This is a genomic window from Helicovermis profundi (assembly GCF_033097505.1).
GTDB classification, from domain to species: domain Bacteria; phylum Bacillota; class Clostridia; order Peptostreptococcales; family Acidaminobacteraceae; genus Helicovermis; species Helicovermis profundi.
In genome coordinates this window covers 2390781-2415888 of the sequence record NZ_AP028654.1, presented here as the reverse complement: position 1 = coordinate 2415888, position 25108 = coordinate 2390781, and the positions used below count along the sequence as shown (strand labels likewise).

Here is a 25108-nt window from a genome sequence, read left to right as displayed (position 1 = left end):
CAGAATTGCAATACTTACTTTTATTATACCCTTATTTTAGAAAAGTACACTTAGATTAAGGTCAAATAATTATAATATTTAATTATATAAACAATTTAAAGTATAGCTTAATATCTATTGACATAAAAAAAAGTAAAAGTTAAAATAGTTAGCGTACGAAACATTTGTACGCTAACTATTTTGGAGGGAGTTTTATGGAAATGCTAGGATATGAAATACTTAGTAAGTTAAAAAACTTACGTAAATTTATGCATAAAAACACAAAATCACAATTTAAAGAACTTGATATTACAGGAACGCAGGGAATGATGATTGGAATACTATTTAATCACTCTTCTTTAAGACTTAATGAACTTAGTAAAAAAATGGGTCTTTCAAATGCTACGGTTTCTGGAATTGTAGATAGATTGGAGAAAAAAAATATTGTTAAAAGAGTTAGAAGTGAAAATGATAGAAGAGTTGTAAACGTTTCATTAAATAAAGACTTTAAAGAGAATTCAAAAAACAAATTTAACAGCATGGATGATTTTCTTAACAAATTAATGGATAAGAGTTCGAATCAAGAACTTGAAAAAGTTTTAGAAGGATTAACTTTACTTGAAGAAATATTAAATAGAAATGATGAAGTGGGGGATAAAATTGATTAAATTAAAAAGTTATTTAAAACCATTTATTTTAATGATACTTATAACTATAGGATTAGTGTTTATTCAGGCACAAATGGATTTATCACTTCCAGGTTATTTATCAGATATAGTAAATAGTGGAATACAGTCCGGAGGAATAGAAGAAAATATTCCTAAAATTTTAGCAAAAGAAGATATGGATAAGGTTTTATTATTTTCAAATGAAAAAGAGAAAGATATTATATTAAGAGATTATATATATATAGGAAGTAAAAAAGATTTAGTAGAAAAATATATTGGTGAATATAGCATTCTAAGTAAAAATACCAATGTATATATAATTGGAGAAATTAGTGAAAGTGAAGATCAAATACTCTATAATAGTATTTCGAAAAAATTTAATATGGTTGTTGGAATTAAAGAAAAAATAGATTCGGGAGAGAATATTTCTTTTGGAAAAATAACTTTTCCAAAAGGAACAGATATTTTTAATATTTTTAAGCAAATGCCAGATGATAAAAGAATATTAATTACAAAAAATATATTTTCTCAAATGGATAAAATAGATGAAAATATATTTTCTCAAATGAATTTAAAGGCAATTAAATCATATTATGATTACCTAGGAGTTGACACTAAGAAGATTCAAACTTCATATATTTTAAAAATAGGAAGCATTATGATTCTAATAACGGTAATTGGCGCACTTTCTTCAATTTTAGTTGGTTTTTTTGCTTCAAAAGTTGCTGCTGGTGTCGCTAAAAATCTAAGAAGAGATTTATTTTCTAAAATTCTAAGTTTTACAAATAATGAATTTGATAAATTTTCAACTGCTTCTTTAATTACAAGGAGTACAAATGATATTACACAAGTTCAGACCATTTTAGTAATGATGATCAGGATGATGTTTTATGCGCCTTTAATGGGAATTGGCGGGGTAATAAAAGCTTTAAATAAAAGTACGTCTATGTCATGGATTATTGCACTTGCAGTTATAGTGTTACTTGGATTTATTTTAGTTACTTTTTCAATTGTCATGCCAAGGTTTAAAAAAATACAAAAGACGCTTGATAAAATAAATTTAATTACAAGAGAACATTTAAGTGGAATGATGGTTATTAGAGCTTTTAATAATCAAAATTTTGAAGAAGATAGATTTGATAAAACTAATAGAGAATTAACTAATTTAAATTTATTTGTTAATAGGGTAATGGCTCTTTTATTTCCTATAATGATGTTTATTATGAACGGAGCAATGGTACTTATTATTTGGGTAGGAGCTCATAATATAGCTAATTCTGCTATGCAAGTTGGAGATATGATAGCATTTATGCAGTATGCAATGCAAATAATTATGGCGTTTTTAATGCTATCAATGCTATTTATAATGGTTCCAAGGGCTTCTGTATCAGCTACAAGAATTGCAGAAGTTATAGAAACTAAAGTATCGATAAAAAATCCTGAAAATCCTAAAAAATTTCCTAAAACTAATGGAGCGAATATTGTATTTGAAAATGTATATTTTAAATATGATGGAGCTAAAGAGTATATGCTAAAGGATATTAGTTTTATAGCGAAAAAAGGAGAAACAACAGCAATTATTGGATCTACTGGATCAGGAAAAACTACTTTAGTAAACTTAATTACAAGATTTTATGATACTTCTAAAGGTAAAATTACTATTAAAGATAGATTAATTACTGAAGTAAGTCAAAGTGATTTAAGAGAACTAATAGGATACATTCCACAAAAATCAATGCTTTTTAGTGGAACGGTAAAGTCAAATTTAATATACGGAAATAATAATGCAAGTGAAGAATTAATTAATAATTCAATTAGAATTGCACAGGCTACTGATTTTATTAGTGAAGATGAACTTGGCATTAAAAAGGAAATTTCTCAGGGTGCTCAAAATATTTCAGGAGGACAAAAACAGAGACTTTCAATTGCTAGGGCGCTTGTAAAGGATGCTGAAATTTATATTTTTGATGATAGTTTTTCTGCTCTTGATTATAAAACTGATGCTTCTTTACGAAGTGATTTAAGAGAAATAGTCGAAAATAAAACCGTTTTAATTATTGCCCAGAGAATATCGACTATTAAAAATGCAGATCAAATAATAGTTTTAGATGATGGCGAAATTGTAGGAAAAGGAAGACATATAGAATTAATGAAAGAATGTTTAACATACAGAGAAATTGCAAACTCTCAGCTTTCAAAGGAGGAGTTATAATGGAAAATAGAAATAAAAATAACTCAAGACCACAAGCAAGACCAATGGGAAGAGGACACTCTATGATGAGGGCAACGGGTCCTAAAGCTAAAAATTTTAAAGGTACTCTGAAAAAATTAATTAAATACTTAAGTGTATATAAATATTCAATATTTGTTGTAGTTATTTTTGCAATTATTAGTTCTGCTTTTAGCATAATTGGACCTAAATTACTTGGAAATATAACAACAAAAATATTTTCTGGTGTAATGAAGATGATAAGTGGTTCAAAAGATACAATAGACTTCGTATATATTAAAAAAATCACTTTGATATTAGTAGGTTTATACGGACTTAGTACAATTTTTAGTTATTTTCAAAGATATATAATGGCAGGAGTTTCGATGAAAGTTAGTTACAATATGCGCCAGAATATATCTAAAAAAATAAATAGAATTCCGCTTAAGTATTTTGATGGAACAAATCATGGTGAAGTACTTTCTAGAATTACAAATGATGTTGATACGGTTAGTAGAACTTTAAGTCAAAGTCTATCACAAATAATTACTTCAGTTGCTACGGTTATTGGTGTGCTTATTATGATGTTTAGTATAAGTCCTCTTATGACTTTGGTAGCTCTTTTAATTCTACCATTATCAATGGTTTTAGTCATGCAAGTAGTTAAAAGAAGTCAAAAATTATTTAAAAAACAACAGGATTATTTAGGCCACATAAATGGTCATATTGAAGAAATATATAGTTCTCATTTAATTGTTAAAGCTTATAATGGAGAAGAAAAATCACTTGTAAAATTTGATACAATGAACGAAGAATTATATGATAGTGCATGGAAGTCACAATTTTTATCGAGTTTAATGATGCCTATGATGAATATTATTGGCAATATTGGATATGTTGCAGTTGCAGTTTTAGGAGGCTTTTTAGCCGCAATTGGAAGAATTTCAGTTGGTGATATACAGGCATTTATTCAGTATGTAAGAAACTTTACTCAACCAATGGCTCAGATTGCTAATATATCTAATGTACTTCAGCAAACCGTTGCAGCTTCTGAAAGAGTTTTTGAATTTCTTGAAGAAAAAGAAAAGGTGGAATTTGTTAGTGGAAATGCTCAAAGTACTTTAAAAGAAAAATATGATAAAAATGCTTCTTCAATATCAAAAACTTCAAAAGGAAGAGTAAGTTTTAAAAATGTCCATTTTGGATATAGTGAAGACAAAATAATTATTAATGATTTTAGTGCTGATATAAAAGAAGGAGAAAAAATTGCTATAGTAGGACCAACAGGGGCAGGTAAAACAACTATGGTAAAACTTCTTATGCGTTACTATGATGTTAATTCTGGTAGTATACTTATAGATGGTGTTAATGTAAAAGATATGAGTAGAAAAGAACTTAGGACTAAACTTGGAATGGTGCTTCAAGATACATGGCTTTATAATACAAGCATTATGGAAAATATACGCTATGGAAGACTTGATGCAAGCGACGAAGAAGTGATTGAAGCTGCTAAAAAATCACATGTTGATACTTTTGTTAATATGCTTCCGGATGGTTATAATATGATCTTAAATGAAGATACAAATAATATATCTCAGGGGCAAAAACAGCTTATTACTATTGCTAGAGTTATGCTTAATAATCCTAATATATTAATACTTGACGAAGCGACTAGTTCAGTAGATACTAGAACAGAGGTTCAAATACAAGCCTCTATGGATAGACTTATGCATGGTAAAACAAGTTTTATTATTGCACATAGACTTTCGACTATTAGAGATGCTGATTTGATTCTTGTTATGAATAATGGTGACATTGTTGAGCAAGGAAATCATAGTGAACTTCTTAGTAGAAATGGATTTTATGCAACTCTATATAATTCGCAGTTTGAACATGTTTCTTAAGGTTAGTAAAAAGTATATAAATATAGGAGTGTTATGATGTTACATGCATTTTCAAGAACAGAAATGGTAATAGGAACAGAAGCTTTAGATAAACTTAAAAAAGTTAAAATTGCTATAATAGGCATCGGTGGAGTTGGTTCTTACGTAGCTGAAGGTTTAGCAAGGATGGGAGTTGGCAATTTTATACTTTGTGATGATGATGATATTTGTCTTACCAATATTAATAGACAAATACATGCAACGAGAAAAACGGTTGGTAAATTAAAGGTAGAAGTAATGAAAGAAAGAATATTAGATATTAATCCGAGAGCTACAGTCGAAATTTTTCCTATTTTGTACAAGGAAGAGTCATCAGAAAAAATTATAGGAGATGACTGCGATTATGTAGTTGATGCAATTGATATGGTTACATCAAAACTAAATTTAATTGAAGTATGCTATAAAAAAAATATACCAATTATATCAAGTATGGGAATGGGCAATAAAATAAATCCAACAATGATTGAAGTCGCAGATATTCATAAAACTAGTATGTGTCCACTGGCTAGGGTTATGAGAAGAGAATTAAAAAAGAGAAGAATTAGGAAATTAAAAGTTGTATATTCTAAAGAAAAACCAAGAGAAACTTTTGTGACAGATGGTGATTGTAAAAACAACTGTATATGTACAAATAAGGACAGAACGTGTGAAAACAGAAGAAGTATTCCAGGAAGCGTTTCTTTTGTTCCTTCAGTTGCAGGATTAATTATAGCGTCAGAGGTAGTAAAGGATATTATTAATTTGGACGAAAAAATTGTTTAAATTTTGAAATAATATTGATAGAACTAATAGTAATATATTAGTTCTATTTTTTTATTTATCACTAATTATAATTGTTGTAAACTTGTATTCGATATAAATTTTAGTTAATAATATGATTAATGCAGATCTAAAATGGTATAATATACTTATTATATAGTTTTTAGGGAGGAAAAATGTTAGATACTAAAGCAAGAAAATATTTTCAGCCTTTTTTTAATACTATTGCTAAAGTATTTATAAGACTTAAAATTAGTGCAAATAAAATAACTATTTTGGCATTTATTACAGGTGTTTCAGTTGGGATTGCAATTTATTTTGATCAAAGGATGTTATCAGTTGCTTTACTTTGGGTTTCTGGCTTACTTGACGCAATTGACGGAAGTCTTGCTAGAATCACAAATACATCTTCAAAACTAGGTGCATATATGGATCTAATCATGGATAGAATGGTAGAAGCAGCTGTGATTCTTGGATTTGCAATTAGGTTTCCTAATCATTATATTTCTTATATTTTATTCCTTATACTCGTAATATTTAATTTTTCAACATTTATGGTAGCGGGTGCACTGTTTCAAAATGAGGGTGAAAAAAGTATGCATTATGACTCAGGACTTGCTGAAAGAACTGAAACGTTTATAGTTTTTACTTTAATGATTATATTTTCAAATTATATTTTTTATGTTCTTAATGTTTTTAATTTATTAATTTTATTTACCGGTATTATGAGGTTTTATTTTATTGTAAAAAATTCAAACAAAGTATAAATTTATACGTTGAACAATAAGAGGAGGACATATGAAATTTGACTATAATATAATTGTTCTAGGCGCTGGAAGTGCAGGTCTAGTTGTTGCCTCAGCAGGTGCAGGTCTTGGTGCTAAGATTGCACTTATAGAAAACGAAAAAATGGGAGGAGACTGTTTAAATGCAGGATGCGTTCCTAGTAAAACATTTCTTAAATCAGCTCATTTAGCTAAAGATATATCTTCTTCAAGTACCTTTGGAATAGATAGCACATTTAAAGAGATTGACTTAGAAAAAATAATGAACAGAGTTAAATCTGTTATAAAGTCAATTGAACCTCATGATTCAAAAGAGAGATATGAAAAACTTGGCGTAGATGTATTTTTTGGAAATGGTGTATTTGTTGATAAAAATTCAATTGAAGTTAATGGTAAGGTACTAACAGCGAAAAATATTGTTATTGCTACAGGATCAGAAGCTGTTGTTCCAAATATAAAGGGACTAAGTGAAGTTGATTTTTTAACTAATAGAAATATATTTGATTTAAAAATTTTACCAAAACATTTAATAGTACTTGGCGGCGGACCTATTGGATTAGAACTTGGTCAAGGATTTAGACATCTAGGATCGAAAGTTACTATTATTGATAGAAATGAAAGGCTCTTTAGGAAAGATGATCCTGAAGTTGCACCTATAATGGAAAAGGTTCTAAAAAATGATGGTGTAGATTTACTTCTTGGCTTTGGAATTCTTGAAGTTAAAAAAGCGGATAAATCAGTGGTTGTTGTAATTGAAAAAGATGGAATTAAAAATGAAATTATCGGTGACAATATTTTAGTTTCCCTTGGAAGAGCTCCTGTTTCAAAAGGCATGAATCTTGAAAAAATTGGAGTAAAACTGGACAAAAGAGGAAGCGTAATAACTAATTTAAAATTACAAACAAGTGTTAAAAATATATATGCTGCAGGCGATATAACTGGTCCTTATCAGTTTACCCATATGGCATCCTACCAAGCGGGAGTCGTTATTAGAAATATTATATTTAGATTAGGTACAAAAGTTAATTATTCTGTTGTACCTTGGACTACTTACACAAAACCAGAAGTTACACACGTTGGCTATACTGAGCCGTGGGCAAAATCGCTTGGATTATTTAAAGAGTCTTTGATTATTGATCTAAAAGAAAATGATAGAGCGAAAGCTGAAAATGATATTGATGGGTTTTTAAAAATAATATTAGATGATAAAGCTAGAATTATTGGTGCCTCATTAGTTGGAGAAAAAGCTGGTGAAATGATACCTATAGTTACTTTAGCGATTAAGAAAAAATTGAAAACTTCTGTATTTTTAAATATGATTTTTTCATATCCTACAGAAGCTGAAATATTTGCAAGTGCTTCTTTAATTAAAGTTAGAAATTCCTTTAAATCATGGCAAAAAAATCTTATTAAAAAATTGTTTTTATAGGAATGATTCCAGGTACTCTATTATATACATTTTTAGGAAATTCACTGCTGAAGTATAGCAATTATTTTAGTGTAATTACAATAACTATTTTTCTAGTCTTTATTGTTGTGCTAATTCTAAAAAAGAAAAAAGGAGATGGGAAAAAATGAAAAAAAATAATTTGATTGTAATTTTACTTTTAATAACTATAGTACTTTCAATCTCTGCTTGCTCAAAAGAAAAAGTTGAAAATAAAAATACTGATAATTTTGATTCATTTAAACAAGTAGAAGAAAATGGGAAAAATAAAGAAGTTAGTATATTTATGTGGGGTGGCAATGAAAATATAAATAAATATATGGATAATTATATTGCTAAAGGATTAAAAGAAAAATATGGTATAAGGTTAAAAAGAATCCCAATGAATGCTCCTGAATTTATAAGTAAACTTTTAAATGAAAAGAAAGGTAAAGTAGAAAATGGAACTGCTGATATAATTTGGATAAATGGAGAAAATTTTAAAACTGCCAAAGAAGGAAAACTTATTTGGGGTCCCTTTACCCATTTGCTTCCTAATTTAAAAACATATTACGAAGCTGATTCAGATGATTTAAAATACGATACTGGTACTAAGATTGATGGATATGAAGGTATTTGGGGAAGAGCGCAACTAGTATTAACTTATGATTCTGCTGTTTTACCAAATCCACCTAATAATTTTAAGGAGTTAAAAACATGGGTTAAAAAAAATCCTGGTAAATTTACTTTTCCAAAGCTTCCTGATGATTTCGTTGGGGTTGCCTTTGTTAGAACAGCATACTATGAACTGACTGGGGAAAAAGATATTTTTCAAAATGATATGAGTAAAGAAGAATTCATGAAAGTTTCGAGGCCTGTAATTGAGTATTTTAAAGAAATTAATCCATATTTATGGCAGGACGGTGAAGCTTTTCCACCTACTCAAGCAAAATTAGATGAATTATTTAAAAATGGAGAAATTGCTATGACCATTGGCTTTGAGGTTGGTAAAACAGAAGGTCTTATAAAATCTGGTCTATATCCAGATTCAGTTAGAACTTATGTATTTGATACTGGAACGATTGGAAATTCGCATTATTTAGCAATACCCTTTAATTCAAAAGAAAAAGCAGCAGCAATGTTAGTTATAAATTATCTTGAGAGTCCAGACGCTCAAATTGAAAAAGCTAAAGCAAGCGTTTGGGGAGATATGTCAGCACTTGATGCTAGTAAGTTAACTAAGGAAGAGTTAGCAAGCTTAGATGAGGCAACTAAAGGTGGTGCAATGATACCACTTAAAACACTATCAGATAATCGACTACCTGAAATGAAGTCAAAATACATTGAATGGGTGAAAGAAATATGGCTAACACAAATTGTAAATCAGTAATTAAATCAAAAAAAATCATTCCATACCTATTAATATCTCCACTAGTGATATTATATGTTTTTTTCATTGGTGGGGGATTAATAGGTGTTTTCAAAGAGAGTCTTGGCTATATTCCGTCCATTGGCTTAGAACAAGTAAATTTTAATTCTTACAAAGAGTTATTTAGTCAAAATGGATTTTATAAAGATTTAGGTTTTTCGGTATATATTGCATTTACTTCTGCAATTATTTCGACGTTATTTGGTATTATTATTTCTTATAGTTTCGTATTATCAAACAATAAATTGATTAAAACTTTTTCTAAAAAATCTCTACAAGTTGGATTAATTTTGCCTTATTTATATGTGATATTTTTAGTAACTTTATTTTTCTCGCGTTCTGGTTTTTTTTCGAGAATTCTTTTTAATTTAGGTTTAATAAACAAAATAGAAACTTTTCCAAAATTAATTTATGATAGATATGGGTTTGGACTAATAGTGGCATTTGTTTTAAAGGGTACACCGTTTGTTTCACTTTTTTTAATTAATGTTATGTCAAGAATAAGTAATTCATATAAAAATGTTGCTGTTTCTCTTGGAGCAAGTAAAATTACAATTTTAAAAAAAATATTTCTTCCACTTTGCGAAGAAACTATTGTTTGGACTTCTTCAATTCTTCTTGCTTACGATTTGGGTTCTTTTGAAGTTCCATATTTACTTTCGGGCATTATAAGAGTACCTTTGTCATCTAAGCTTTATAGTTTATTTATTAATCCCAATTTAAGTATTATTCCAAAATCAATGGCTTTAAATATAATTTTACTATTTCTTTCAGGATTCTTAATATTCATGTATTCAAGAATGATTAGACAAATTATTAGGGGGAAAGTACTATGAAAAAACTAATATTATTTATGATTTCATTTATAATTTTATTTCCTCTTATACTTATTTTTTTATTATCTATCAACACATTTTATAGATATCCAAGTTTACTTCCAAAGGGCTTTACTTTAATGTCATGGAAATACAATTTATTTGGAAATAGCCTTTTATATAAATCTATTCTTACAAGTCTATTAATAGGTATATTGAATGGAATTTTTACTTCAGTAATTGCAATGCTAAGCGCAAGAGCATTGATCAAATATAAATTTATAGGACAAAATAGTATAAAACTACTATTTTCTATTCCACTTTTTATTCCCTCAATTGCCTTATTCATAGGTATACATTCGATGATGATTAAATTAAATATAATTAATACATATTTAGGAGTGATAATTGCTCATATGTTAGTTTCTATTCCTTATTCCATAAATATTTTTATTGCTTTTTTTAGTGGTATAAATGAAGATATGGAAAACGCAGCTATTTCACTTGGTAGCTCTACTTATAAGTTATATACTAGAATAATATTTCCCCTTATAAGCCCAGGAATATATTTATCTTTTTCAATATCATTTTTAATATCATTTTCTGAATATTTTTCAACTTTTTTAGTAGGTGGTGGAAATATTATAACTTTGCCATTATTATTTTATCCATACGTTAGTAATGGAGATTCACAAAATGGTGCAGTTATAGGTATTATATTTATAATTATAAATTTATTAATCTTTATATTTGCTGAATATTTATCAAGAAAAAAAATAAAAACAGAAAATTATTTATTTGAATAAAACTAGTAATTAATGAGGTAATGTATGAATATTGAAATAAAAAATATATCAAAAAAATTTGGTGAAACTAAGGTTGTTGAAGATATTTCCTTTAAAGTTGAGAAAGGAGATTTGTTGTCAATACTCGGAGAATCTGGTGCTGGAAAAACTACAATTCTTCGAATTATTGCAGGAACTATAAAAGCTGATTCAGGGAGTATTATTATTGATGGAAAAGATGTTACAAATATTAGTCCGGATAAAAGAAATATAGGCTATGTGTTTCAAACTCCACTTCTTTTTCCACATATGAATGTAGAAGCAAATATATGTTTTTCTCTTGAAATAAGAAAATGGACAAAAGAAAAAATGAAAGAGAGAACAAAAGAATTGTTAGAATTACTTCATATAGAAGGTCTTGAAAAGAGAATGCCAAGTGAAATATCTGGTGGACAAAAGCAAAGAGTCGCAATTGCAAGAGCTCTAGCTTTTAATCCTAGAGTACTCCTTATGGATGAGCCATTTTCGAGTTTAGATCCAAGGCTTAGAGAAGAAATGGGCGCATTAATAAAAAAAATTCAAGAAAAATTAAAAATAACAATAATTTTCGTAACACATGATAGAGATGAAAGTATGGCACTTTCTAAGGAAATACTATTAATAAGCAAGGGTAAAAAACTGCAAAAAGACAGTCCAAAAAATATTTATTATAGTCCAAAAACAAAAGAAGTTGCAAAATATATGGGTGATTGCAATTTCATTAGTGGAATATTAAGTGATAATTTATTTAAAACTGAAATAGGAGAATTTAAAGTTCCTAAAAATACTAATTCAAACTTTGTTTTACTAATAAGACCACATCAAATTAAAATAGATGAAACTAGAAGTGGATATTTAATTGAAAGCTGCAAAGTTATTGGTAAAAAAGCCTTGTATATGGTAAACAGTAAAAAAACCCAAAAAACATTTTTAGTTGAAGAATTTTCAAATAATATTTTACAAACAGGAGTTGAAGTTGGTCTGATTTTTCCAAAGCATAGTATTCACTATATTTGATTTTGAAAGGTGTTGATAATATGAAAAAGAAAACATTAGTTTTAGTTGGAGGAGGACATTCACATATATATTTGTTAAAAGAATTTGGTCTTAATCCTAATAGTCTTCTTAATATAATACTTGTTAGTGAATATAAATATCAATTTTATTCTGGTATGAGTGCAGCTTATTTAGAGGGCATATATTCCAAAGATGAAATCCGTTTTGATATAGAAAAAATATGTAAAGTTTCAAAAATAAAATTTATCAAAAATAAAGTTGTTGAAATAAATGCAAATGAAAAATACATTATGCTTAGTGATGACAAAAAAATTGAATTTGATATTATATCTGTTAATACGGGTTCAATTATGTATGGATTAGATATTAAGGGCGTAAGAGATTATGCAAGTGTTATTAAACCTCTCGAAAATTTAGAATCTTTAAGAGAAAAATTTATAAGTGGTATTGATAAAAGGAAAAATATTTTGGTTGCAGGAGGAGGAGCAGCAGGGTTTGAAATTGCACTTTCTCTAAAAGCACTATCTAAGAAATTAAATAAAGTAGTTGAAGTTACAATATTAGATAGTAATTCTGAAATATTAAGTAAATCAAATAAAAAAATTAAAAAAATATCGAAAAAATTAATTAGAGAAAATAAAATAAATTTCTTAGCAAATAAAAAAATTAAAGAAGTTTTTAAAGACTGTATACTAACAAATGAAGAAGAAAAAATTCCTTACGAATATTTACTCTGGGCCTTAGGCTCTTCTTCAAGTAATTTATATAAAAAATCAAATTTAAAAACAGATATCAAAGGATTTTTACAGGTAAATATTTTTTTACAATCAAATGAATATCCTTTTCTATTTGGAGCAGGAGATTGCATTTCTATTGATAAATATAAAAACTTAAAAAAAGTTGGTGTATACGCAATAAAGGAATCAAAAATATTATATAATAATATACTTAAATATTTAGATGGTAAAGAATTAGAAGAATTTGTACCTAAAAAAGAGTTTTTATCGATTATTTATTCAGCTAATAAGACAGGTATTTTAAATTATAAAAATATTACATTTAATGGAAAAATTGCATTTTTAATTAAAAATTATATTGATGTTAATTTTATGAAAAAATATAAGTAGTGTATTCTACATTTATATTAAAATTTATATAATAGTGGTATAATATACGTATAAAAAAAATTATACGCATAAAAAAATGGAGGCTGTTATATGAATTGGAGTTTAAAAGAGCTTTATAGTTCATTTGAATCAAAAGAGTTTTTGGATGATTTAAATAAAGCAAAAAAAATGATTGAAGAAATTGAAACTTTTTCAAAAGAATTTTGTAATTTAAAAAGTGTAGAAGTGTTAGAAAGATATATTAAACATTTTGGTGAGTATAGAACAGTAATAAGTAAACTGATTACATTTTCATCTTTAAGTTTTTCGGTAAATACTAGTGATACATCGGCACTTAAATATGCTGAAAAAATTAAAAAAATGAATAGTGATATAACTGGACCAATGGTAGAGTTTTCATATTATTTAAAAAATATAGGAGAAAATAAACTTAAGGAAATAATTAATAGTTCTAAAGTTCTTGAAGAATTTGAGTATCACATTTTAGAAATTTTTAATGGTTCATTGCATCTTCTTTCAAAAGAAGAAGAAGTATTAATTTCTAAATTAAAGCAAACAGGCTCAGCTAGTTTTGCTACTCTTCAAAGTCAATTGTCTTCATCACTACTTGTAGAGATTGATGGTGAGAAATTACCACTTCAAGCTGCTAGAAATTTAGCTTATGATAAAGATCCTCTAGTTAGAAAAAATGCATATTATGCTGAGTTAAAGGCTTACAAAGTTAATGAAGTTGCCTCCGCTGCTTGTTTAAATGCAATAAAAGGAGAAGTTATTACCCTTTCAAAAGAAAGAGGCTATGAGTCGCCTTTATATGAAACTTTATTTAATGCAAGAATGAAAAAAGAAACGTTAGATGCTCTTATTTCTTCGATAGAAGAATTTTTGCCTAAGCTAAGAGAATACTACAAATTAAAAGCAAAAAAACTTGGACATGAAAATGGACTACCTTTTTATGATTTATTTGCACCAATGGGTGGTTCTAAGGGTAAAATAAGTATAGAAGAAGCAAAATCGATTGTAGTTGATAATTTTTCTTCTTTTAGCAATGAACTTGGGGATTTTGCAAGAAATGCTTTTGAAAAAAATTGGATTGATATTCTACCTAAGAAAGGAAAAGTTGGCGGAGCATTTTGTAGTAATATAAAAGCTATAAATGAAAGTAGAATTTTAGTTAATTTTACAGGATCTTTAAATAATGCGGTAACTTTAGCACATGAATTAGGTCATGGCTTTCATGGGCAAAATATATTTGAAGAAAATATATTAAACACTAGTTATCCTATGCCACTCGCTGAAACTGCTTCAATATTTTGCGAAACTATTGTAAAAAAATCAGCACTTGAAAAAGCAGGTAAAGATGAAAAACTAACAATATTAGAAGCTTCACTCCAAGGATATGGACAAGTAATTGTAGATATATATTCAAGATTTATTTTTGAAACTAATTTATTTGAAACAAGAAGAGATCACGCTCTTTCAGTAGATGAATTAAAGAAGTATATGTTAGATGCTCAGAAAAAGGCTTATGGTGATGCACTTAATCATGAGTCATTACATCCATATATGTGGATGAATAAACCACATTATTACTATAGTGAAAGAAATTTTTATAATTTTCCTTATGCTTTTGGACTACTGTTTTCTAAAGGTCTTTATAGCTTGTATTTAAGTGATAAAGATGAATTTGTTAAAAACTATAATATTATGCTTAAAAATACAGGTAAACTTGATATAGAGAGTGTAGCAAAACTTATGAATATAGATGTTACTTCAAAAGAATTTTGGTCAAGTTCGTTAAAAGAAATTGAAAAAGAAATTGATGAATTTAGTAAAATTGTTAATTAGACCTCTAGTTAAAATCATATTCTTATAATTAAATTGTGACTTAACATTTAATAGAAGTAATCAATTAATTTGACTACTTCTGTTTAATTTATTAATTTATAGGTATAATTATAAAGTAAGAACTTTAATTGTAATAGTAGAATTTAGTTTTACTTTACTGTGAACTTTAATAATAAAGTTGGTGGTTTTATGAAAGATCTAATAAAAAATAAAAATTTTATAGTGTTTAAAGAAAATTTATTATGTGGGTATTTATTAGTAAAACCTATATATGCAGATGGCATAATAGTAGATTTTGTAGTAATCGATACTAATTTAAAATTCATAGAATTAATTAAAGAAGAAAGAAAAAATATCATTGGCGAAAAACTTTCCCAATTTGATATTACAAGGGAATATATAGATACATTTATTACAGTGTATTCGCTTAAGGGTTCTATTTTAGTTGAAGCTTATATAGAAAAATTAGACCAAGCATTTATTATTAAAGCAAGTAAGACGGAATGTGATTTACTTATTCTTTCATTTGATGATATAGAGTCAGCAAAGGCTGAACTAAAAAAATATGAAAATAGATTATTTGTTTCTCAAAAAATGTCTAAAACAGGAAACTGGGAGTTAGATTTTAATAGTATGTCAATTTGGGCATCAAAAGGTGCATTTGAAATATATGGTATTGAAAGAAAATCTTCAGTACTTCCACTTGATTTAGTTCAAAAATCAAGACATCCTGAAGATTCATTTGTAGACGAAGCTATTCCTAATCTACTTAATAAGGGTATTCCTTATGATGTAAAATTTAGAATATATCGAATTAGTGATGGAGAGTTAAGATATATTCATTCAATTGCGAAACTTGAATATGATGAATTTTCTAAACCATCAAAATTAATAGGTGTTACAAAAGATATCACTGACCAAGTAAAGATAAATGAAGAATTAAAAAGTAAAATTTCTGTTATAGAAAAAAACGAAAAAAAAATAAGTGAATTAGCATATTTTGATGTTCTTACTGGTTTGCCTAATAAGAATTATCTTTATAATAATATAAATTCTATATTAGAAAAAAATAAAATGTTTTTTATTATTATGTTGAATATAGATAATTTTAAATATATAAATGATACGTTTGGACATCTAACAGGTGACAAATTACTTGTAATTATTTCTAAAAGACTAAATAAATTTGTTTTAAAAAATGATATGCTAACGAGATTTAATGGTGATGAATTTGTATATATTATTTCAGATAAAAAAACAAAGGAGGAAATTAAAGAACTAATAGTTAAAATTTCTAGTAAATTAAGTGAAGTAGTTTTTCTAGAAAATAATAGATTTTATCTTACGTGTAGTTTTGGTGTTTCGGTATTTTCAGAAAATTCTATTAATTTTGAAGAACTATTAATGTATGCAGATTCTGCCATGCAAATTTCAAAAAAAATTGGTAAAAATAAATATAAGTTTTTTGATATGAATATGAAAAAAGAGTTAGTTAGAAGAATGAACATTGAAGCTTCAATTAATATAGCCTTAGAAAAAAATGAATTTTATATGTGCTATCAACCACAATTTTATACAAAGGAGTCAAAAAGACTTCGTGGCTTTGAAGCTTTATTAAGATGGAAAAATTCTGAAAAAGAAAATGTATCAACTTTCGAACTTATAACGATAGCAGAAGAAATAGGTAAAATAATAGATATAGGTAGGTTTGTTATAGAAAGTACAATTAAGTTTTATAAAAAACTTGGCAAAAAAGAGTTGATTGCGTCCATTAATGCATCGCCAATTGAGCTTAAAGAAACTGATTATTGTGATTTTTTGACTAGTATAGTAAAAAAATATGATGTTAATCCAAGATCCGTTGAAATAGAAATTACAGAAAGTATTTTTTTAGAAAATAATGGACAAGCTTTATTAACAATAGAAAATTTAAGGCGAAGTGGCTTTAGAATTGCTCTTGACGATTTTGGAACTGGATATTCATCTCTTTCTAGTATCATGAATTTTAATATTGATGAAGTTAAAATAGATAAAACCTTTATTGATAATTATGAAAATAGATTTATTGAAGGAGTTCTTATATTTTTTGATGAACTTGGAATTGAATCTGTTGTTGAAGGCGTTGAAACAAAAAAACAACTTGAATTTTTAAAAAATACTAAATCTAATTGTGTACAAGGCTATTGTTTTGAAAAGCCATTGATTGAAAGAAAATTTATAGAATTTTGTAAGAAAAACGAATAAAAAAATATTTGTTTTTATAAGTATTTTAACTTATTTTAATAAACTAAAACAAAAATACAGGATAAAAAATAGGATTGAATCAATTCGTTTTATCCTGTATTTTATCCTGTTTATATATTTTATTAGCTTTATATTGTTAAATTCAAAAAATATATGTCTATTTATTTTTTTAAAGTAATTCTTTTGTATATTCTAAAAAAGAATTGCCTTTTTCATTTATATAGTTTCCACTTCTACCTTTTTTTGAAAATATGAGTTTGCTTTTACTTAATGCTTTTAAAGATTTTTTTAATGTATTCTCTGATACTTTTATTTTTCTATTTTCTAAATAGTTTAATAAATGCTTTCTACCAGCAGTTTTATCTATTTCATTTAGGATTTTTATAGACTTGAGTATTTCTTTTGATAAATTATAATTAGAAAGTTCTTTAATTATTGTAATTTCTTTTGCAAATATATTTTCAGCTTTAATATTTTCATCAAAATTAAGTGCAGTTAAATAATTTGGAAGTGATGTAGTTTCAACTACTTGTTTTTCTTCAAGTGTAGATATATACATAGCTATATTACAAAGTTCTCTTATGTTGCCAGGCCAATTGTAATTTAGCAAATGTTTTAAGCATTCTTTTGAAAATTCAAACTTGTTATTTGTAAAATGATTAAGGAGAAGTTTTACGTCCTCGTTTCTGTCTTTAAGCGGAGGTAATTCAAGGGGAAAAACATTTAATCTATAAAATAAATCTTTTCTAAAATTACCTTCTTTAATCATAATTATTGGGTTTTTATGTGTAGCAGCTATGATTCTTACATCAATTTCAATGACATTTTCAGAACCTATTGGAATGACCTGCTTTTCTTGAAGAACTCTTAATAACTTTGATTGTAAATGTTTTGGCATATCACCAATTTCATCTAAAAAAAGCGTTCCACTATTTGCTCTTTCAAATATCCCTTTTTTTCCTTCGTTTAGTGCTCCTGTAAATGATCCTTTTGTATATCCAAAAAGTTCACTTTCAAGTAAAGAATCAGGAATTGATGCGACATTTATAGCAATAAAAGGTTGTTTTTTACGATTGGAATAATTGTGGATTGCCTGAGCTAAGACTTCTTTTCCAGTCCCACTTTCACCAGTAATCAAGACAGTCAAATCAGTTTTTGCAATTTTTTTACTATTTTTGATTATTTCATTCATTTTATCTGATTGTGTAATAATATCTTTAAAAGTATATTTTGCTATTTGCCCTTTTTGACGAAGTTTATGTGAAAGATTTTGTTCGAGTTTTTTTATATAAGTAACTTCTTGAAAGCTGAAGTACATTCTAAACTCACTATTAAAATAAGTTATATTCTTTTTTTCAAGGTTGATATATTTGTTTTTAAAATATATTAATCCATCATGAAAACTATTAGAGTAATACTTTGAGAAATCAATATTTTCAATTATTTGATGAAGGTAAGTCGACACTATATTTTCATTTATATTAAAAATCTCTTTAAATTTAGCATTACAAATTAATATTTTTCCGTCTTTATCAGTAAGCAATATTCCATCGTGTGAAAGATCAAGTAGATTATCAATCTCTTCAGTTCTAAATAATAGATTATTAAAATTTTCTGTAATAGCGTTATTTGAACTAAAAAGATTTTGATAGTAATTGTATAGGTTTTGTTGTGTTACTTTATCATTAATATTAAGTTTACTCATAATCAATAGAATAGTTGAAACATCAACCATTCTATTGCCAACATCATAGATGTTTTTAATGTAATTAGGCACAAGTTCATTTTCAGAAGGAGTTATTGCATATTTAATTTTATGGTAATCTTTATCTTTTTCATAAGGTATTAAATTTACGTGTTTAATACCAATTTGATAAAGAGACGAAATTGAATTAAGTACTGTTTCAATATCATCATTTACAACTAACACGTCAGAATCGTTTGGAATTTGAAAAAGTTGGTTTATTCCTTTTTTTAAAAAAGTTCTTTTTATTACAACTATATTATTAGTATCGTTTACGAAGTTTTTAATTTTTAAAACTCTACTTCCGGCCATTACAAGTACTAAATCATCTTTGATTAAGTCGCCCTTAACTAACTTATCAATATAATAGTTTGTAATCTTTATTTTTTGTCCAAAAATTGAATTTAGGTTTTCTTTAATAAGTTTATCAAGTAAGCTTCTACGATTATGTTTATATTCAGAGTCTATTACTATTGCTATTTTATTCATAAAACCTCCAAAATTACGATAAATGAATTTTTAAATTTGAAAAAATCCTAACTAAAGTGTAAGGAAATAATTTTGATATTACAATTTTATAATAAAAAAAATGTATATGCAAAGAAAAATGTTTAAATATGTGCTTATTGTAATATTTGGCATAGTAATTGCATATATATTATGCTGAGGTGGTAAAATGCAAAGAGAAATTAAATCTGATGATTTTTTGAAAAATAAAATTATCACTAATTTAAAAATTAATAATGATGAAAGTTTTGGATTATATTTTACATATTCGCATGATATGAATTTAAATAAATATAAAAGAGAAGTATATTTAATTAATTTGAAAGATTTAAGTCTTAAAAAAATAATTTTAGATTTTGAAGCAGATGATTTTTTTATTGACAATGACTTTATTTATTTTAAAGTTGATTTTATAGATAGTTCGAAATTTTATAAATATCTTATCAGTAGTCAACAAGTAATAAAAGAATTTACTATTCCATTTGTTGTTAAGGACTATTCCATTAGCAATAAAAATATTTATTTTACTGCGATAATTCAGAGTCAAAATAAATCTGAAGATTTTAAATATAGTTTTACTACACCTTCTTTTGTTGAAGGTAGAGGATTTGTAGGTAAGGAAGTAAAAGCTTTATTTAATGCTGATGAGAATGGTAAAAAAATAAATTTAATTACTTCTTTAGATTTAGATATTGATAAAATTGATTTTGATTTTATTAATAAAAGAATTATGTTTAGTGCTTATAAAGTATCTAATTTAAAGAATATTGCCACAGATATATATATATATAATTTAAAAAATGACGATTTAAAAATATATACAAAAGGGAATTTTAATATTGGATATATTAAGTCAATGAATTCAAAAAAAGTAATTTTTACAGGAGTTGATTTAAGAAAAAAAAGTAGAAATGATAATCAACAAATATATAGCGTTGATTTACAAAGTAATGAATGTGAAAGATTAGGAAAATACATTGATTTAAGCAACGAAAAGCCAAGTGTTGTTGCTGATAGTTTCTTTACTACTTCAAACTCTGTCTATAAAAAAAATAATAAATTCTATAGTTTAAGAGTGGATAGAGATAGAGAAAAAATTAATGAAATTGATATGTTCGGTAATAATAAAATGATTGATACTGGGCTTAAAGTTATAAATAGCTATTGTGTACTTGAAAAAGGAATATTAATTATTGGTTTAAAAGATCTTGATTTATTAGAATTATATTTATATAAGGATAAGAAACTTAAAAGAATAACTAATCATAATTCATGGCTAAATAAATATAAACTCTCTAAGCCAAAACAATTAATATTTAAGCATAATGATATAGAAATAAATGGATTCGTATTTCCACCAACTGAAATAGAAAAAAACAAGACTTATCCTGGTATTCTTATGATTCATGGTGGGCCAAAGATGATATATTCTGATATTTTTTCATTTGATGTTCAGTTATTTGCTTCAAATGGATATTATGTCTTCTACTCAAATCCAATGGGTAGTGATGGATTTGGTGATGAATTTTCGAATATTAGAGGTAAATATGCTGATTTGCCTTATAAACAATTAATGAAATTTGTGGATGAAGTAATAAATAATAATAATCAGATAAATCAGGAATTACTTGGTCTTACAGGTGGATCCTATGGTGGTTATATGACGAATTATATTATTACAAAAACAAATAGATTTAAAGTTGCAGTTTCTGAAAGAAGTATTAGCGATTTGACTCACTCTTTTATGACATCTGATATTGGATATAATTATATATATGAATATATGGGTAATAATGAAACACCGTGGACCAATTCAAAAATTTACATGGAATCTTCTCCGCTTACCTATGCTAATAAAGTTAAAACTCCTACGATGTTTATTCATGGTAAAAATGATTGTAGATGTAGTTATACGGAATCTTTATCAATGTATAACGCTTTAAACTATTTTGGAATTGAAACAAAAATTTGTCTTTTTGAAAACGAAGACCATAGTTTATCTATAAAAGGGAAACCCCAAAATAAAAAGCATAGATATAATGAAATATTAAATTGGTTTGACAAATATTTGAAAGGAGGTGTTAGCTAGTGGCAGTTGATGAAATCCTTATAAAACTATTAGAAATAGATACTTCTATAAAAGAAAATGCAAATTTAGCTATAGAATATGCAAATGAATATTTGCTTAATAATGGTATAGAAAGTCAAATTATTGTTAATAATGGTTATAAAAGTCTAGTTTCTCTAATAGGATCAGGAGAAAAAACCTTGGTTTTAAATGGACATTTAGATGTAGTGTCAGCATCTAAAGATCAATTTAAACCTAAAATTATAGGAGAAAAATTATTTGCAAGAGGTTCAGCTGATATGAAGAGTGGATGCTTTGTAATAATGAAAGCTTTGATTAAATTAAATAAAGAAAAATTAAATTCAAAAATTATGCTGCAACTTGTAAGTGACGAAGAAACTGGAGGAATAAATTGTACAAAAAATTTGGTGGAAAAAGGCTATGTTGGTGACTTTGTAATATGCACTGAACCTACTAATTTAGAATTATCTATTCAGTCAAAAGGAATTATTCGAATTGATATTGAATCATTTGGAGTTTCTGCACATGGTTCTAGACCGTGGGAAGGCGAAAATGCAATACTAAAATCATATGATAATTTTTTAAAAATTGAAAAACTAAATATACTAAATATTTCTTCAACTCTTTATAAAAAATCTTCTATTAATTTGGCTAAAATTAATGGAGGCGATATATACAATAGGGTTCCTGACAAGGCTGTAATGGGACTAGATATAAGATATGTTCCAAATTTGGATCCAGGAGAAATACTAGAAAATATAAATGATGTAATTGAAGGCAAAGTAATTGTTAAAGCTGTTGAACCAGGTGTTTATGTTGATCCTAAGGATAAAAATATTGGAGAGTTAAAAAAATCTATACTTAGGTTTTTACCCGATAAAAAAATAGAATTAGTTGGACAGCACGGTGGGTCAGATGCTAGATTCTTCGCTGAAAAGGGAATACCAGCGATTGAATTCGGTCCTGTAGGAGAATTTTGGCATGGAGAAAATGAATATGTAGATATTACTTCGCTAACAATTTTAGAAAAAGTAATATGCGATTTTGCAAGAAATTTTTATAGCTATTAAAAGTTGATCTTTTAATATAGAAAAAAAGGGGGAAAAAAAATGAAAAAAGTATTATCGTTATTAGTGGTTTTAGTTTTAATAGTTTCAGCATTTTCAGGATGTTCAGCTACGAATAATACATCTAGTGAAACTAAGAAAACAGAGGATGTTAAAGTAGCACCAGCAGATACAAAAACAGATGAAGCATCTAAAGAGGAGCCTAAAAAAGATGTACTTACGATTGCACTTAGTGCAGATATTACATCATTAGATCCACAAGGTCATAATGACACTAAATCAGAGAGAGTATCATTTTTACTTTTTAACAGACTTTTTAGATTAGATACTGATTTTAAAGTTGTACCTGATCTAGCTGATACTTGGAGTCAAGCGTCAGATACTGAGTGGATTATTAAGATTAAAGAGGGTGTAAAATTTAGTGATGGAAGTGAAATGACTTCTGAGGATGTTAAATTTAGTTTGGAAAGATCAATGACTATGCCAAAAGTTAAACATGTTTTAAGTGAAGTGAAATCAGTTGAAATAGTAGATAAATATACTGTTAAAATTACAACTAAAACTGCATTTGCTCCATTTTTATATACTTTAGTGCACGCAGGAACTTCAATTTTACCAAAAGCATATGTTGAATCGGATGATAATTTTAAAAATCCAATTGGTTCTGGTCCATATAAATTTGTTTCTTGGGATTCAGGAGATAAAGTTGTTTTAGAAAGAAATGATAATTATTTTGATGAAAATAATATGGGTCAAATGTCTAAAATTGTATTTAAAATCATTCCAGAAGGAACTTCAAGAACTATTGCTCTTGAAACTGGTGAAGTTGATATAGTTGATGAACTACAGACTATTGATATTAAAAAAGTAAAAGAAAATTCTGATCTTAAATTATATGAAACTCCTTCAACAAGAGTAGATTTCTTTGCAATGAATAATGAAAAAAAACCTTTTGATAATCAAAAAGTAAGACAAGCCATGAACTATGCAATCGATAAAGATGCTATAATGGCTGTTGCAATTGATGGTGCAGGTACTCCTGCAAAATCTGTTTTAGCACCTTCAATGCTTGGTTATAAAGCTTCTGATTATAGTTATGATCCTGAAAAAGCTAAGAGTCTACTTAAAGAAGCTGGATACCCAGATGGTTTTGAAATGACAATTTGGGCTTCAGGTGATGAGAGAAAGAGAATTGCTGAAGTAATACAAGCTAATCTAATGGATATTGGAGTAAAATCAACGATTGAAATGTACGAGTGGGGAACTTATATTGACCTTCTTATGAAGGGTGAAGAGCAAACTTTAGTACTTGGATGGAGCTCAAATCCTGATCCAGACTCAACATTAACTCCATTATATTATTCAGGAAATATTGGTGGAATGAACTTCTCAAGAATTAATAATCCAAAAGTTGACCAATTAATTGAATCAGCTAGAAAAGAACTTGATATAGACAAAAGAATTAAGATATATAATGAACTTCATACTTATATTATGGATCAAGCTCCAATAGTTCCGTTATTTGTTAAAAATAATGTAACAGGCGCAAATGCAAATTTAAAAGATGTAGAATTAAGTCCACAAGGTCTTTGGAATATAGAAAAAATTCATTTTTAGTGTGAATTATATTAATTTTATGAGATGATTAATTCATCTCATAAAATTAATTATGTATTTAGTAAATATTTTAGAATTGGAGGCATTATGTCAAAATATATTTTTAGAAGGCTCTTAATGCTTTTACCAGTTATGATAGGTGTTACATTTTTAGTATATTTTATTATTAGTTTAACTCCTGGAGATGCAGCATCTATGATACTTGGTAATGGTGCAACTAAAGAGGCAATTGTGGAATTGCGTCATGATATGGGGCTTGATAAGCCAGTTATAATTCAATATGCAGTTTATGTAGAAAAGTTAGTTACTGGTGATATGGGCATTTCTTATTCTACAGGAAAGTCTGTTGCAAGTGAAATAGGGGAACGTTTTCCTAATACATTTAAATTAACAATTACGGCTATAATTTTATCAGTATTAATATCAATACCAATTGGAGTAATTTCAGCCACGAGGCAATATTCTATTTTTGATAATTTCGGTATGATTTTTGCCTTAGTAGGGATATCAATGCCATCGTTTTGGACTGGATTAATACTTATAATTGCATTTTCATTAAATTTAGGTTGGTTTCCATCAGGCGGAATGTCTGGAATTAAAAGCTTAATTCTTCCTGCCTTTACTTTAGCAATAGCTTCGACTGCAAGTATAACAAGAACTACACGTTCATCAATGCTTGAAGTGATTAGGCAAGATTATATTAATACTGCTAAAGCAAAAGGTGTTAGTAGGTCTAAAGTTATTAGAAAGCACGCTTTGAAAAATGCTCTTATTCCTGCTATAACTGTAATAGGGCTTGAATTTGGAGTTCTTTTAGGTGGAGCAGTACTTACAGAAACAGTTTTTTCATGGCCGGGTATTGGAAGACTTATGGTTGAATCAATTCAAAGAAAAGATACACCAATGGTTTTGGGCTGTGTAATAGTGTTTGCACTTGCTTTTAGTTTAGTGAATTTATTAATTGATATTCTTTATGCTTATATTGATCCTAGAATAAAAGCAAATTATAATTAG

General features: G+C 27.1%; 18 protein-coding genes. 17 read left to right on the top strand and 1 reads right to left on the bottom strand.

The annotated features are described in order from the left end of the window. Positions 1–194 precede the first annotated feature (194 nt). The 13 genes from AACH12_RS10830 to AACH12_RS10770 all read left to right on the top strand — a co-directional run bounded on the left by AACH12_RS10830 (position 195) and on the right by AACH12_RS10770 (position 17070). Positions 195–647 carry a MarR family winged helix-turn-helix transcriptional regulator gene (locus tag AACH12_RS10830; RefSeq protein WP_338535430.1) on the top strand — a complete coding sequence of 151 codons (453 nt, stop codon included), beginning with the start codon at positions 195–197 and terminating at the stop codon, positions 645–647. Further along, positions 640–2859 carry an ABC transporter ATP-binding protein gene (locus AACH12_RS10825; RefSeq protein ID WP_338535429.1) on the top strand — a complete coding sequence of 740 codons (2220 nt, stop codon included), beginning with the start codon at positions 640–642 and terminating at the stop codon, positions 2857–2859. The genes AACH12_RS10830 and AACH12_RS10825 overlap by 8 nt, the downstream gene beginning before the upstream one ends. Beyond that, positions 2859–4760 (top strand): ABC transporter ATP-binding protein, encoded by a 1902-nt coding sequence (locus AACH12_RS10820; protein WP_422388896.1) that lies wholly within the window; start codon positions 2859–2861, stop codon positions 4758–4760. The genes AACH12_RS10825 and AACH12_RS10820 overlap by 1 nt, the downstream gene beginning before the upstream one ends. Positions 4761–4793: 33 nt before the next feature. Then, on the top strand, positions 4794–5561 hold the full coding sequence (locus AACH12_RS10815; RefSeq protein ID WP_463670988.1) for a tRNA threonylcarbamoyladenosine dehydratase: 768 nt from the start codon (positions 4794–4796) through the stop codon (positions 5559–5561). 173 nt (positions 5562–5734) lie between these two features. Beyond that, positions 5735–6325 (top strand): CDP-alcohol phosphatidyltransferase family protein, encoded by a 591-nt coding sequence (locus tag AACH12_RS10810; RefSeq protein WP_338535427.1) that lies wholly within the window; start codon positions 5735–5737, stop codon positions 6323–6325. 31 nt (positions 6326–6356) lie between these two features. Next, positions 6357–7772 carry a dihydrolipoyl dehydrogenase family protein gene (locus AACH12_RS10805; RefSeq protein WP_338535426.1) on the top strand — a complete coding sequence of 472 codons (1416 nt, stop codon included), beginning with the start codon at positions 6357–6359 and terminating at the stop codon, positions 7770–7772. Positions 7773–7917: 145 nt separating this feature from the next. After that, complete coding sequence (locus tag AACH12_RS10800; protein WP_338535425.1) at positions 7918–9159, top strand: ABC transporter substrate-binding protein; 1242 nt, start codon at positions 7918–7920, stop codon at positions 9157–9159. Beyond that, a complete protein-coding gene (locus AACH12_RS10795; RefSeq protein ID WP_338535424.1) occupies positions 9132–10034 on the top strand; it encodes an ABC transporter permease in 903 nt (300 codons plus the stop codon). The genes AACH12_RS10800 and AACH12_RS10795 overlap by 28 nt, the downstream gene beginning before the upstream one ends. Beyond that, the gene (locus AACH12_RS10790; protein ID WP_338535423.1) at positions 10031–10819 is read left to right on the top strand and encodes an ABC transporter permease; all 789 of its coding nucleotides are present in this window, start codon (positions 10031–10033) and stop codon (positions 10817–10819) included. Before AACH12_RS10795 ends, AACH12_RS10790 begins: the two co-directional genes overlap by 4 nt. Positions 10820–10843: 24 nt before the next feature. Next, complete coding sequence (locus AACH12_RS10785) at positions 10844–11854, top strand: ABC transporter ATP-binding protein (RefSeq protein WP_338535422.1); 1011 nt, start codon at positions 10844–10846, stop codon at positions 11852–11854. Between the two features lie 20 nt (positions 11855–11874). Then, positions 11875–12981: an NAD(P)/FAD-dependent oxidoreductase gene (locus AACH12_RS10780; protein ID WP_338535421.1), complete on the top strand. Its 1107-nt coding sequence runs from the start codon at positions 11875–11877 to the stop codon at positions 12979–12981. 90 nt (positions 12982–13071) lie between these two features. Continuing rightward, a complete protein-coding gene (locus tag AACH12_RS10775; protein WP_338535420.1) occupies positions 13072–14826 on the top strand; it encodes a M3 family oligoendopeptidase in 1755 nt (584 codons plus the stop codon). Between the two features lie 189 nt (positions 14827–15015). After that, a complete protein-coding gene (locus AACH12_RS10770; protein WP_338535419.1) occupies positions 15016–17070 on the top strand; it encodes a bifunctional diguanylate cyclase/phosphodiesterase in 2055 nt (684 codons plus the stop codon). A gap of 169 nt (positions 17071–17239) precedes the next feature. Here the strand turns inward: AACH12_RS10770 and AACH12_RS10765 are convergent, their stop codons facing one another. After that, entirely contained in the window at positions 17240–19303 is a 2064-nt protein-coding gene (locus tag AACH12_RS10765) for a sigma 54-interacting transcriptional regulator (RefSeq protein ID WP_338535418.1), read from the bottom strand. 187 nt (positions 19304–19490) lie between these two features. On the opposite strand from AACH12_RS10765, the gene AACH12_RS10760 reads away from it, so the two are divergent. From AACH12_RS10760 to AACH12_RS10745, 4 genes are all read left to right on the top strand, one after another. Next, a complete protein-coding gene (locus AACH12_RS10760) occupies positions 19491–21410 on the top strand; it encodes an alpha/beta hydrolase family protein (RefSeq protein ID WP_338535417.1) in 1920 nt (639 codons plus the stop codon). Further along, a complete protein-coding gene (locus AACH12_RS10755; protein ID WP_338535416.1) occupies positions 21410–22480 on the top strand; it encodes a M20 family metallopeptidase in 1071 nt (356 codons plus the stop codon). Before AACH12_RS10760 ends, AACH12_RS10755 begins: the two co-directional genes overlap by 1 nt. Positions 22481–22519: 39 nt before the next feature. Next, positions 22520–24094, top strand: a complete 1575-nt coding sequence (locus tag AACH12_RS10750; protein WP_338535415.1) for an ABC transporter substrate-binding protein — start codon at positions 22520–22522, stop codon at positions 24092–24094. 87 nt (positions 24095–24181) lie between these two features. Next, positions 24182–25108 (top strand): ABC transporter permease, encoded by a 927-nt coding sequence (locus AACH12_RS10745; protein WP_338535414.1) that lies wholly within the window; start codon positions 24182–24184, stop codon positions 25106–25108.

Excerpts from the sequence above, each read along its gene's own strand:
- AACH12_RS10810 (WP_338535427.1), top strand. The coding sequence starts at position 5,735 with ATGTTAGATACTAAAGCAAGAAAATATTTTCAGCCTTTTTTTAATACT.
- AACH12_RS10770 (WP_338535419.1), top strand. The coding sequence starts at position 15,016 with ATGAAAGATCTAATAAAAAATAAAAATTTTATAGTGTTTAAAGAAAAT.
- AACH12_RS10760 (WP_338535417.1), top strand. The coding sequence starts at position 19,491 with ATGCAAAGAGAAATTAAATCTGATGATTTTTTGAAAAATAAAATTATC.
- AACH12_RS10790 (WP_338535423.1), top strand. The coding sequence starts at position 10,031 with ATGAAAAAACTAATATTATTTATGATTTCATTTATAATTTTATTTCCT.
- AACH12_RS10830 (WP_338535430.1), top strand. The coding sequence starts at position 195 with ATGGAAATGCTAGGATATGAAATACTTAGTAAGTTAAAAAACTTACGT.
- AACH12_RS10780 (WP_338535421.1), top strand. The coding sequence starts at position 11,875 with ATGAAAAAGAAAACATTAGTTTTAGTTGGAGGAGGACATTCACATATA.
- AACH12_RS10805 (WP_338535426.1), top strand. The coding sequence starts at position 6,357 with ATGAAATTTGACTATAATATAATTGTTCTAGGCGCTGGAAGTGCAGGT.
- AACH12_RS10795 (WP_338535424.1), top strand. The coding sequence starts at position 9,132 with ATGGCTAACACAAATTGTAAATCAGTAATTAAATCAAAAAAAATCATT.
- AACH12_RS10775 (WP_338535420.1), top strand. The coding sequence starts at position 13,072 with ATGAATTGGAGTTTAAAAGAGCTTTATAGTTCATTTGAATCAAAAGAG.
- AACH12_RS10785 (WP_338535422.1), top strand. The coding sequence starts at position 10,844 with ATGAATATTGAAATAAAAAATATATCAAAAAAATTTGGTGAAACTAAG.
- AACH12_RS10765 (WP_338535418.1), bottom strand. The coding sequence starts at position 19,303 with ATGAATAAAATAGCAATAGTAATAGACTCTGAATATAAACATAATCGT.
- AACH12_RS10750 (WP_338535415.1), top strand. The coding sequence starts at position 22,520 with ATGAAAAAAGTATTATCGTTATTAGTGGTTTTAGTTTTAATAGTTTCA.
- AACH12_RS10745 (WP_338535414.1), top strand. The coding sequence starts at position 24,182 with ATGTCAAAATATATTTTTAGAAGGCTCTTAATGCTTTTACCAGTTATG.
- AACH12_RS10815 (WP_463670988.1), top strand. The coding sequence starts at position 4,794 with ATGATGTTACATGCATTTTCAAGAACAGAAATGGTAATAGGAACAGAA.
- AACH12_RS10800 (WP_338535425.1), top strand. The coding sequence starts at position 7,918 with ATGAAAAAAAATAATTTGATTGTAATTTTACTTTTAATAACTATAGTA.
- AACH12_RS10820 (WP_422388896.1), top strand. The coding sequence starts at position 2,859 with ATGGAAAATAGAAATAAAAATAACTCAAGACCACAAGCAAGACCAATG.